Source organism: Ohtaekwangia koreensis (assembly GCF_900167975.1).
GTDB lineage: Bacteria > Bacteroidota > Bacteroidia > Cytophagales > Cyclobacteriaceae > Ohtaekwangia > Ohtaekwangia koreensis.
Genome location: NZ_FUZU01000001.1, coordinates 1,577,215 through 1,589,931, shown reverse-complemented (window position 1 = coordinate 1,589,931; position 12,717 = coordinate 1,577,215). Strand labels below are relative to the sequence as shown.

8 protein-coding genes are annotated in these 12,717 nt (G+C 40.6%); 7 read left to right on the top strand and 1 reads right to left on the bottom strand.

The annotated features are described in order from the left end of the window. Positions 1 to 59 precede the first annotated feature (59 nt). Complete coding sequence (locus B5Y40_RS06825; protein ID WP_143785643.1) at positions 60 to 2,276, bottom strand: methyl-accepting chemotaxis protein; 2,217 nt, start codon at positions 2,274 to 2,276, stop codon at positions 60 to 62. Positions 2,277 to 3,261: 985 nt separating this feature from the next. Here B5Y40_RS06825 and B5Y40_RS06820 point away from each other — a divergent pair. The 7 genes from B5Y40_RS06820 (at position 3,262) to B5Y40_RS06790 (ending at position 12,633) form a co-directional block, all read left to right on the top strand. After that, positions 3,262 to 4,290, top strand: coding sequence for an LLM class flavin-dependent oxidoreductase (locus tag B5Y40_RS06820; protein WP_079685928.1), 1,029 nt, complete (start codon positions 3,262 to 3,264; stop codon positions 4,288 to 4,290). A 30-nt stretch (positions 4,291 to 4,320) separates the two neighbouring features. Next, the gene (locus B5Y40_RS06815) at positions 4,321 to 5,235 is read left to right on the top strand and encodes a pirin family protein (RefSeq protein WP_079685927.1); all 915 of its coding nucleotides are present in this window, start codon (positions 4,321 to 4,323) and stop codon (positions 5,233 to 5,235) included. A gap of 192 nt (positions 5,236 to 5,427) precedes the next feature. Next, positions 5,428 to 5,994: a TetR/AcrR family transcriptional regulator gene (locus B5Y40_RS06810; protein WP_159453621.1), complete on the top strand. Its 567-nt coding sequence runs from the start codon at positions 5,428 to 5,430 to the stop codon at positions 5,992 to 5,994. A gap of 53 nt (positions 5,995 to 6,047) precedes the next feature. Continuing rightward, positions 6,048 to 7,409, top strand: a complete 1,362-nt coding sequence (locus tag B5Y40_RS06805; RefSeq protein WP_079685925.1) for a TolC family protein — start codon at positions 6,048 to 6,050, stop codon at positions 7,407 to 7,409. A 21-nt stretch (positions 7,410 to 7,430) separates the two neighbouring features. Continuing rightward, the gene (locus B5Y40_RS06800; RefSeq protein ID WP_079685924.1) at positions 7,431 to 8,486 is read left to right on the top strand and encodes an efflux RND transporter periplasmic adaptor subunit; all 1,056 of its coding nucleotides are present in this window, start codon (positions 7,431 to 7,433) and stop codon (positions 8,484 to 8,486) included. A gap of 6 nt (positions 8,487 to 8,492) precedes the next feature. After that, positions 8,493 to 11,546: an efflux RND transporter permease subunit gene (locus B5Y40_RS06795; protein ID WP_079685923.1), complete on the top strand. Its 3,054-nt coding sequence runs from the start codon at positions 8,493 to 8,495 to the stop codon at positions 11,544 to 11,546. A gap of 151 nt (positions 11,547 to 11,697) precedes the next feature. Continuing rightward, positions 11,698 to 12,633, top strand: coding sequence for an alpha/beta fold hydrolase (locus tag B5Y40_RS06790; protein ID WP_221408875.1), 936 nt, complete (start codon positions 11,698 to 11,700; stop codon positions 12,631 to 12,633). Positions 12,634 to 12,717 lie beyond the last annotated feature (84 nt).

The window sequence follows — 12,717 nt, the reverse complement described above, 5'->3', positions numbered from 1 at the left end:
ATAAATTCCTGGAAACTTTGATTTTCGCCTGACTATATATGTATATATAGTTGTAGGTATTATTTCTTCAGCTTAAACTGTGTAGTACCCGCTTGCAGCTCTGCAGCCACTGCCGACAATTCATCTCCTGCTTTTGCAATTTCCATCATGCCGTTGCTCATTTGCTGGCTGGAGCTTGCTACTTGTTGTGTACCCGCTGCGGTCTCTTCAGAGACCACTACGATCTGCTCTATATTTTTCACTACACTGGTGATGAAATCTTTCTGTGTAACAGTGGCCGTTTGAATTTCCTTGGATGAACCGAAGGTCTCTTCTGTAGAGCGCGCTATTTCCAGGAATATTTTTTCAGCTTCATTGCTAGACTTATTTCCTTGGCGAACGCTGGCCTCCATAGTATCAATTGCTTTTCCAGCTGCTGCAGTATCTTTCTGTACATCGCTGATGATCTTTTCGATTTCAACAGCCGACTTGCGTGAGTCTTCGGCAAGCTTCCGTATTTCTTCTGCTACTACTGCGAATCCTCTTCCGGCATCGCCTGCTCGTGCAGCTTCAATGGCAGCGTTCAAAGCAAGCAGATTTGTCTGGCTCGCTATATCTGTGATAACGTTCAGCGTTCTACCAATCTCTTCCGTACGTTTTGTCAGCACAGTTATAGATTGAGATGTTTGACCCGCGGAGTCTTTAATCTCCGTCATGTTTTCCACTAATACTTTAACAGTCTGTACACCTTGCTTCGAACTTTCTAATCCGCTTTCAGCAGCCTTGTTGATTACATTTGCTTTCTTCTCCATTTCATTTGCAGAAGCCAAAACGTGATTAACAAGTTTAGAAGATTCGTCTGTACGTTGTGCCTGGTCTTGTGCGCCTTTCGCCATCTGCGCTATAGCTGCAGCCACCTCTGTTGTATTGCGTCTCATGTCTTCTACTTTTTTTTGTAGCAGATCAGAAGATTTTGCAACGACTTCAGAGCCTTGACTTATATTTCCCATGACAGAATTCAGATTATCAAGCGCTCTGTTTATTTCAGATGTCAGTCCACCATTATCTATCGATATATCACAACGCTGACTTAAGTCTCCATTGGCCATGCCTTTTATTACACGGATAATTTCAGTCATATCCAACGCATACTTTACCACCTTAAAAGGCTTACCATTCAAATCAAGAATTGGATTATAAGACGCCTGCAGGTATATTTCATTTCCTCTTTTATTCAGACGTGTATAGGTGCCAACGAAGAACTCACCACGATTCAATGTATCCCAGAAAGCACGATATTCAGTAGTGCGTGCGTAGTCTGCACTCACAAACATCTGATGATGCTTTCCCTTTATCTCATTCAACGTATAGCCTACTGTTTTTAGAAAATTATCATTTGCATGAATGATGGTGCCGTCCATGTTAAATTCGATTACAGCATTAGACTTTGCTACTGCATCAATCTGACCCTGGTAGTCAGCATTCTTCAACTTCTGATCTGTTATGTCCGTGGCAAACTTCACTACCTTGAAAAGCTTTCCATCGAGGTCAAGGATTGGATTATAAGACGCTTGTATCCATATCTCTTTCCCATCTTTACCAATACGTTTGAACTCATCAGCTATGAATTCACCACGATTCAACTTCTGCCAAAATTCTTTATAGGCCTGACTTTGTCCATAGGCGCTATCCACAAATATACTATGGTGCTTACCCCTTACTTCTTCAATAGTATAGCCAAGTGATTTCAGAAAATTATCGTTAGCGTCCAGAATGGTTCCATCAAGATTAAAGGAGATTACCGCCTGCGATTTATTGATGGCATTAATTTGCCCTTCGTAATCAGAATATTTAGTCTTCGATTCAGTAATATTTTTAGACATGGTAACAATCTTCACAACCTTTCCCTTGCTATCTGTTACTGGTGTGTATGATATCAGCAACCAAACTGCATTTCCTTCTTTATCAACAAAGGCATACTCACCCGACTGCGCGATGCCCAGAGCAAGGTCGTTCCAGAATTTCTTATACTCTTTACTGCGCGCATATAGCATATCAACCAGAATACTATGGTGGCTGTCAACCAATTCTTCTATAGTATATCCAAACGTATCCAAAAATATATCATTGGCACGTAGTACATTTCCGGAAGGATCAAACTCAGCAACTGCAAATACAGTATTAATAACATCAGACTGCAGTTTGGTGGTAGTCGCAGAATTTTCAATGTGACCATTATGGTGCTTTCCGTTTTGGTTCTTTGACGCAGCAGGTTGAGTTTCGTTTTCTTTGAACATAATTTTAGGGTTAGAATCTTTTTTTATGGTTACCGCAATTTGATACACACCGCAGAGTACAGATTTTGAACCAAGCAATCGTTGTAATTCCAGACACAATAATCTATGGCTTCACCGGAAGTAACTTTTACCCTCGTTTATAGCGCTAATAAAAGCGCTTAGAAATAAAATATACCCTAATTAAGCATCGAATGAGCTTTTAGTAAGTCAACTGGTCATGAAGTGTTTACTGACAAAAATCAGGATTATGGAGTATAGATATACTTCAAAAACGTTCGCAAGCCCTTCATGAGTCACCCAAATATTCCAGTCCTGGGATTTTTAATGCTCAAAATGATACATAACAATAAAGAAAGAAACGGAAAGTAAACAGATGTTTCACCATACATTTACAGTATTTCGTCTTATTAATAGTATTAAACAATTTCGGATAAAAGTGTTTAGGTGTATATTATCTCCAATGTATAGCATACTCTTCACAATGATCAAGTGGAGTATAGAAGCCTGAATGGCTGTCTTCAAATAGAATACACCACCTGATTTAATGAATCATTTATACACTGGTGAAATAGAAAAATATACTACCCTTAAAATATAGCCTCACTCCAGGGAATATTCGTATGAAGCAACTTCGTTACAAGACTATATAACTAAACACTATTCGATTTATCACCGTACATGAGTGTGCAACTCGCTCTTTGTTATTAAAGGTATTGAGTATATATGAGGTAAGCATGATCAAGTCAAATCTTGTACGGAAGAACTTTTAACTTTTCCATCACCGATATATCCATTATTAAACTCTCCTTCGAGCTTGATTAATCAACTACGGCAACCGAACCATTACCCAATCCAGTTGACATTCCGCAATGAGTTTGTATGTAACTTCATCATTCATTGATATTTGTTAATCGCCTTTCTTATCATTTATCAATGAGATGTACGAGCGTTTCTGCCATTTTTACAACGAAAAGGAGATAACAATATGGAAATAGGAATAGACAGTTTTGCCTCGGCAATGTATGGTAGCAACTCGCTGAGTAGCGTGGACGCGATGGAGCAATTACTGGAACGAATCAGTTTAGCAGATCAGGCAGGACTCGATGTTTTTGGTATAGGCGAACATCATAAAAAGGAGTTTCTGGATTCGGCAACGGAAGTAATACTGGCCGCTGCAGCAGCGCGTACCAAACGCATACGGCTTGCGAGTGCTGTGAAAGTATTGAGCGTTGCTGATCCGGTGCGCGTTTATCAGAGTTATGCCACCTTAGATCTTATATCGAAAGGTCGTGCAGAGTTGGTTGTGGGTCGTGGTTCGTCCATAGAAGCATATCCTTTATTTGGATACAACCTAAATGACTACGATGCACTATTTAAAGAGAAGTTAGACTTACTTCTTAAGATACGCGATCAGGAGTTTATTACCTGGGCTGGCAAGTTTCGCGCACCCATTAACAACTTGCCAGTTTATCCCCGCGCCTTGCAGCCACAGCTGCCTGTGTGGTTAGGTGTAGGAGGAACTCCGGAATCTTTTGTGCGCGCAGGAAGTTTGGGGTTGCCATTAATGGTTGCAGTTATCGGAGGTGAAACACATCGCTTCCGTCCGTTGATTGACTTGTATCGCGAAGCAGGGAGTAAAGCAGGATTTAAACCCGAACAACTGAGTGTTGGATTGCATTCTCCCGGCTATGTAGCAGCAACAGATGAGGAAGCCGTAACTGAATATTACCCAGGATACGCGGAGTTATGGACACGGCTTGGCAAGCAACGCGGCTGGCCTCCGGTTACGCGATCACAGTTCGATTCGTTGATCGCTCCAAAAGGTGTCCTTGTGGTAGGAGGTCCGGAACGAGTGGCTGAAAAATTGTTGCGTCACAGTGAATCGTTGGGTGGTGTTGACCGCTTCACTTTTCAAATGGATAATGCAGGCCTGACGCATGCACAGTTGAGTAAATCCATTGAACTGATCGGAACCAAAGTGATTCCATTGGTGAATATGCAAAACAAAAAGTGAACAAAGCCTGAGCATTAACTATATATATACATGTTAGACATCGTCATTGAAGCACGAAAAGCAGCCATTACCCCGGGAATGGAAGTGCGCAGAATCCTACCCTTCCGCCTGAGAAGAATGGTGGGGCCATTTATATTTATGGACCATGCCGGCCCGGTAGCAATCGCTCCTGAAAACATAAGCTCGATGGATGTACTCCCTCATCCGCATATCGGACTTTCTACCGTAAGCTATTTATTTGGTGGCCAGGTCATGCATCGGGATAGTCTGGGAGTCGAGCAAATCATTCGGCCGGGCGAGGTAAACTGGATGACGGCGGGAAGTGGTATTGCTCACTCCGAACGTTTTGAAGACCCGTCTATTTTAGCGGGCGGTGCTCTGGAGATGATTCAAACGTGGGTGGCATTGCCGGAAAAGGCAGAGGAGTCTGCACCATCGTTTAATAACTATAAACCCGAGGAGCTACCTGTGTTTACAGACAAAGGTGTATGGATGCGGCTAATCGCTGGAAATGCTTTTGGATTAAAAGGCAATGTACATATACACTCTCCGTTATTTTATCTTCACGTAGTATTGGAAAAGGACGCTCGGTTTGGTTTGCCGCAAGAACACTCCGAGCGTGGCATTTATATAGTAAAGGGCAGTATTGAAGTTTCAGGAACTACCTATCATGCCGGACAGATGCTCATTTTTTCAAAAGGTGTAGATCCGATTCTCATGGCTAAAGAACCTACTACTCTCATGCTACTGGGTGGCGAACCATTGGGAGAACGTTTTATCTGGTGGAACTTTGTGTCTTCGCGCAAAGAGAGAATTGAACAGGCAAAAGCAGATTGGAAAGAAGGAAGAATTATACTGCCACCATCGGACAACCATGAATATGTCCCGCTACCGGAAGATAAATCAAGACCAGCCGGCAGTCCTTCACCGCAGGCGCTTTCTTAAATCACCCCATCATTTTAATCATGAGGTTTTGCAAAGCGTGAGTGTCGAAAGGTTACAATCGCATCACAATTTATAACTCATTCAAAACTTTTTTGAAAAACATTCGTTTTTATTGAACAGTGTTCAGTAACTTGCCATCGAATTGATCGCATCATGTCAATAGCAGAAAGAAAAAATAAAGAAAAAGAGGAAATGACAAAACGCATTCTGGATGGCGCCAGAAGCGTATTCCTGAAAAACGGTTATGAGCGTTCCAGTATGCGAAACATTGCGGATGAGATCAATTATAGCCCCGGAACTTTATACTTCTACTTTAAGGACAAAGGTGAAATCTTCCATAAGCTTTATGAGGAAGGGTTTCGGTTGCTGCTGAGTAAAAGTAGAGTGCTTGATAATGTTGAGGACCCATTTGAGCGCCTTAAAGCAAGCGGAAGGAATTTTATCCAATTTGCTATTGAGAATAGAGACTATTATAACCTCATGTTCCTGGTAGAGGAAACGGCAGGCTATAAGGAAAAAGGTCTCAATCTCGCAGGCGAAGCGATTCAGCACTTAAAAACAACTGTTGACGCATGCCAGCAGCAGGGCCGCTTTAAAGGGATGAATGCGGATTATCTGACGTTTATGATCCTCTCAGCTTTACATGGAATTTGTGCCTTGTTCTGCAAAGACAGAACAAGGAATTTTAAGGAGCACTCCACAGAGGAACTGATGACACACGGATATCAGTGTTTTATTTCGATACTTGAAAAGGCCTAGTTTTTTTTAATATTTTACTGAACAGCGTTTAAAATTAAAACAATAATCAAAAAATGAAACCAAAATTGCTACAGTGGAGTGCTTGCGTTCTGCTTACGTTACTGCTCATGCGGTCAAATGCAGTTCTCGCTCAAGAAAGTTTGACGCTATATATCAACCAGGCATTGGAAGCCAACGAGAGTATCAAACAACAAGACTTTCAATTCGAACGCAGCTTGTATGCCTTGAAAGAAGCGAAAGGCATGTTTTTACCTTCGGTCACGTTTTCCACTACCTACACAAAAGCAGATGGCGGAAGAACGATCGATTTCCCAACCGGTGACCTACTAAACCAGGCTTATTCAACACTCAATCAGCTCACGGGAAGTAACAACTTTCCACAATTGCAAAATCAAAGCATACTGCTCAACCCTGACAATTTTTACGATGCAAAATTCAGGACAACGCTTCCTTTGATCAATGCTGAATTGATTTATAACAAGCGGATTAAACAGCAACAGGTAGAATTGCAACGGACCGAAGTAGCCTTGTACAAGCGTGAACTTGTGAAGGATGTAAAGGTCGCCTACTATCAATATGCGAAAGCAGTCAAGGCAGTGAGTATATATGAATCTTCATTACAATTGGTTGAAGAAGGGAAGCGGATTAATACAGCGCTTCTGAATAATGAAAAGGTAAATCGAACTGCAGTACTTCGCAGCGAAAGTGAGGTCGTTAGAATAGATGCTGCATTAACAGCCGCCATTCAAAATCAAAAATCGGCGCAAGCCTATTTCAACTTCCTGATTAATCGTCCGCTTACCGATAGCATCAAACTGGATGACATGCAAATTTTGCCTATACAGGATTCGTTAACGGATTCACGCGTTGATAAAAGAGAGGAGCTTCTAAAGCTGGGCATTGTCAAAGGAATTGATGAAAACCTGACGGGCCTTTCAAGATCATATATAGTCCCAAAACTTAGCGCCTTTCTGGATCTCGGTTCACAATCCTTCGACTGGAAGTTCAATGATAAAAGCAGATACTACTTGGGCGGGCTCACATTAACCTGGAACGTCTTTTCATCCGGAGTAAACTCTTACAAAATCAAACAAGCCCGATCTGAACAACAAAGCCTCGCTGCGCAAACTGACTATATAGAACATCAACTCAAAACTGAATTGCAGGTTCGTAAAAACGAATTTCAAAGTGCGTTAGCGCAATACCATGCAGCCCAATCGCAGTTAAAAACGGCTCAGACTTATTACAACGATGAGTTAAAGCTGTACAAAGAAGGACTAGCTATATATATCGAATTGCTGGACGCTCAAAATCAATTAATAAACGCCAGGCTGGACTTAAATATAGCCTTGTTCAATGCATGGATAACGAATGCTACGATTGAAAGAGCCAGCGCAAGTTTTAGTATACAATAAAAAATTTAACAACGACATACAATGAAGACAATATCAACTTTGAGTTTTTGTATCTGCCTGGGAACACTGTTTGTTTCCTGCGGACACCAAGAGAACGGAAAGGTAAACCGTTCCGGACAGTCAACTGAAATTATACCTGTAAAAGTAATTTCAGTTTCATCCCAAAAATCCTCCGAAGACATTTTCGCGACAGGCTTGCTCACAACGGAAAATGAAGCCATCTACTCGTTCAAGATTGGTGGCGTTGTTAGCAAAGTGCTTGTTGAAGAAGGTCAGTTCTTTAAAAAGGGACAGACCTTAGCGTTACTGAATACTACTGAAATAACGGCCGGGTATGAGCAAGCAAGACTTAATTCAGAAAAGGCACAACGAGATTATGATCGTGCTGTTCATCTGTATAGCGATAGTGTCTATACACTTGAGCAATTACAGAATACCAAAACCGGGCTTGACATTGCACAAAAAGCAGCCGAAGCCGTTGCTTTTAATAAGCAATATTCTCAGATCAATGCTACTTCAGATGGTTTTGTTACCAAAAAGATTGCACATGAAGGAGAGATTGTCGGACCGGGCACGCCTGTGTTGGCCATCAATGAAACGGATGATAATAACTATATACTCAAGGTCGGTGTAACGGATAAAGAATGGGCTGCTATATCAATCCGTCAGCGAGCTGTTGTTACATTGGACGGCTACCCGAATAAGAGTTTTGAAGCATATGTATTCCGCAAGTCGCTAACTTCTGATCGCGCTACAGGATCATTCCAGATTGAACTTAAGACTAAACTTGGAGACGTTAAGCCTGCAACCGGTATGTTTGGGAAGGTACAAATTATTGCCGCTCAAAATCATTCACTCCCCGTCATTCCGTACGATGCTTTGATAGAAGCCGATGGAAATAAAGCTTTTGTATATACTACATCCGGGAACAACAAAGTGAAGAAAGTACCTGTCGTGATTTCTCAGTTTGATAATCAAAAGGCCTATATCAGCCAGGGGCTCGAAAACATTCGCGAAGTAGTAGTGGCCAATAGTAGCTACCTGAATGAAAATTCTACCATCAAAATTATCCAATAAGCCTTTATGAAGATCACTAATTTCTCAGTGCGGAACTATCAGTTTACGCTTGTGATGTTTCTCATGGTAGCCGTGGTTGCTTTTGCAACACTATCTACTATGCCACGGTCAGAAGATCCAACAATCCATCCACCTCAGTACCTGATCACCGTCATCTACCCGGGTACCAGCCCTAAAGACATGGAAGAACAGGTGGTAAAACCTATTGAAAATAAAATATACCAACTGGAAAATATAGAGAAGCTATTAACCACTATTGAAGATGGTGTAGCTGCTATTCAAGTTAAATTTAAATACGGTGTTGATATTGATAATAAATACCAGGAACTGGCCACCGAAATAAATGCGCTAAAAAACAGTGGATTGCCAGATGATATATACCTTATAAAAACGGAGAAGATAAGTCCAACCGATGTAAATATTTTTCAGATTGCATTGGTCTCCAACACAGTCTCTGCAAAAGAACTCCGTAGCCAAGCTGATAAGCTCAAGACACAACTCGAAAAGATCACGGATCTTAAAAACGTAAAATATTCTGGCATGCCTGAGCAACAGATACGTGTTGACGTAATGGTTGACAAGCTCGCGCAACTGGGTATTCCATTGAATGTAGTGATCGGCAGTTTACAAAGTGAAGCCGCAGATATACCGGGTGGAAGTATTAATCTAGGTACCAAGACCTTCAATGTAAAAACAAGCGGAAAATTTCAAGATGCCGATGATGTAGCCAACACGGTTATATTCAATGGCAACGGAAAAATTATATATCTGAAAGATGTAGCTCAGGTAGGCTATAAAAATGAAATCGAAAAACACATCATCAGAATAAATAGTAACCGATGTGTGCTGGTGAACGCAGGAATGAAAGAGAATGTAAACATCACCACTGTTCAGGAAAAATACCTGCCTGTAATAGATGATTTCGAAAAGTCATTACCTGCCAACATCACGTTAGTAACACCCTTCGACCAGGCCGATATGGTATCACAACGATTGGGTCACCTGGGAGTTGATTTTATAATTGCTATAGTACTGGTGCTTTTTACATTACTACCGTTGGGCTCCAGAGCATCTCTTATCGTGATGATTTCAATTCCACTCTCTCTGGGCTTGGGCCTGATTGTTTTAAATGCTGCTGGTTTCTCTTTGAATCAACTTAGTATAGTTGGATTGGTAGTAGCACTTGGGCTCTTAGTTGACGATAGCATTGTGGTTGTAGAAAACATAGAACGTTGGCTAAGAGAAGGTGCTTCTAAACGAGATGCTGTATTGAAAGGAACCAAGCAAATAGGCATCGCGGTGATTGGTTGTACAGCCACGCTAATTATAGCTTTTCTTCCACTTGCATTTCTTCCAGACATTGCTGGTGAATTTATAAAAAGTCTGCCGATGGCTATTATCACCAGCGTATTGGCATCCATGATTGTTGCGTTATCCCTTGTACCTTTTCTGGGTAGTCGTCTTTTAAAAACTCACACCGAAGGACATGGAAATGTATTCTTAGTATATCTCCAGAAATTACTTAATGTTTCGTACGCCAGAATAATGCCTGCCGCATTGAACTGGCCTAAGATTACGATAGCACTTTCTATCCTCTTAAGTGCCGGAGCTTTTATGCTCATACCACAAGCTGGTTTCAAACTATTTCCCGCATCTGAGAAACCAATGTTTCTGATCACTATTAAAATGCCACTTCAGGCTAACATTCCGGAAACAAATAGAGTAACCAAACTGGTGGAAGGTGAACTTAAACAACATCCAGAGATAACCAATTTTACTTCCAACGTAGGTAAAGGCAATCCGCAGATTTATTACAATGTGCGTCAGCAGGAAGAGAAAGCTGACTTCGCTCAAATCTTTGTGCAATTGGACAATGAAGCAAAGCCAACGGAGAAGGTAGCACTCATTGAAAAGCTCAGAGCAAAATTCAATGACTTCCCCTACGCAAAGATAGAAGTAAAAGACTTTGAACAGGGTGCGCCCATCGAGGCCAACATTGTCGTGAGAATATTCGGAGAAGATCCAGAAGAGTTACGCAAATTGACTTTTCAGACGGAAGAAATCTTGCGTAAACAGAAAGGTACAGTATATATCAACAATGAATTGAACACCTACAAAACAGATGTTAAGCTGAAAATAAATAAAGAGAAAGCAAGAACGCTAGGTGTCCTAACAGCGGAAATTGATAAGACAGTACGTTTAGCAGTGGCAGGCTTACCCGTTGGAGACTATATAGATGAGAAAGGTGATGCCCGAAATGTAATGATCACTACATCCTTTGAGAAGTTTCCGAATCTCGATGCATTCAAGAACCTATATGTAAATAATATACAGGGAGTTCCTGTTCCGCTCAACCAACTTGCCGAGGTAACATTCGAAACATCCCCTACTGCTATTAACCATTTTAATAAGTCACGCTTTGCAAAAGTTACTGCAATGACTCAAAAGAATACATTGGCCAACGATGTTCTGAAAGAAGTTATACCACAACTCGATAAGCTTAAAATGCCTAGAGGATATTACTATAAACTTTCAGGAGAAGCAGAGTCAGAAGGTGATACGCTGGGTGGAAACTTTTTGACAGTCATTCTCTTTAGCGCGTTCTTATTTATTGCAGTGCTGTTACTTCAGTTCAAAACATTCAAGGGAATTATCATTGTATTGTCAGTTATACCGCTCGGAATAATTGGAGGTGTCATCATGCTATTGATTACGGGCTTTCCGATGTCGCTTGTTACGATCATTGGTTTCATTGGGCTCTCCGGTATACAAGTCAAAAACTCTCTTTTACTTGTTGACTTTACCAATCAGCTACGGCAAGAAGGACATTCCATTGATGATGCTATAAAGAAGTCGGGCGAGACAAGATTCCTGCCTGTCGTGTTGACTTCTCTTACTGCTATATGTGGGCTTATACCTATTGCCATGAACCCCAATCCTCAAATTGCACCTTTAGCAATGGTTCTTATCGGTGGCTTGATCAGTTCGACTATCCTCTCAAGAATCGTAACACCGGTCATGTATAAGTTGATTCCGCCTACGATAACATCGGAAGAATAATCTTTTACCAATTACACAATCTTAAACATCAAAATAAGAAAATGAAATTTTAGTATTCGGAGCCACAGGCGCATGGGCAAAGGAGAATAAGGACTATTTCTTAAACTGATAAGTCAATTGATTATAATTTCTTAAAAATTACAAATGGAATATGAAAAAGTATCAACTAATGCTTTCGCTACTTGTTAGCATAATAACTATATCAATTGCTCAAACAAATAATCAAAGTAATAACTCATTAAATAATACAACTATGAATTTTAAAAATGTAAAAACGCAATCAGTAAATATTGGAGGAACAGAATTTTTCTATCGCAAGCTTGGCGAAAGTAATTCTGGTATACCTATAATTTTTTTAAATCACTTATCTGCTACAATGGATGATTGCGACCCAAGAATTATAGATGGTTTGGCTTCAGAGTATTCAATCATCTGTTTTGACAATCGAGGAATAGGTTCTACTGAAGGTACAACCCCAAAAACGGTTGCAGAGATGGCAACAGATGCTATAGCTTTTATAAAAGCACTGGGTTATCAAAAAGTTGATCTTTTCGGCTTTTCGCTGGGTGGTTTCGTCTCACAGGAAATTCTACTCCGTGAACCACAACTTGTACGAAAAGCTATACTTGCTGGAACTGGACCTGCAGAAGGTGAGGCTATCAGCAAAATGACACCTGTAGTTATCAAAGATGTAATTAAAGGCAAATTTACTTTTAGAAATGAAAAATTCTATTTGTTCTTCAATAGAAATGCCAATGGACGCAAAGCGGCAAAAAGCTACCTTGGAAGGTTAAAAGAACGAAAAGAAAATAAAGACAAAGCTCTAAAAATGAAACACTTGACTTGTCAGCTTGATGCTATAAAGGCCTGGGGCTTACAAGCACCACAAGACTTATCTGTGATTAAGCAACCAATCTTAATAGTGAATGGCGAGAACGACAAAATGGTGCCAATTAATAATTCATACGAATTAAAAAAACGTATAAAAAACTCCGAGCTAATTATTTACAAGGATGCAGGTCACGGTTCAATATTTCAAAACCACGAAGACTTTGTAAAAAAATCATTGGCTTTTTTAGCTGAGTAACTAGCCAATTAAATGGTATATAGGGGCATCTTTAAAAACTCTTTTATATTAGCCTCATCCCTCGTGTGGAAGGTATAGTGGAGG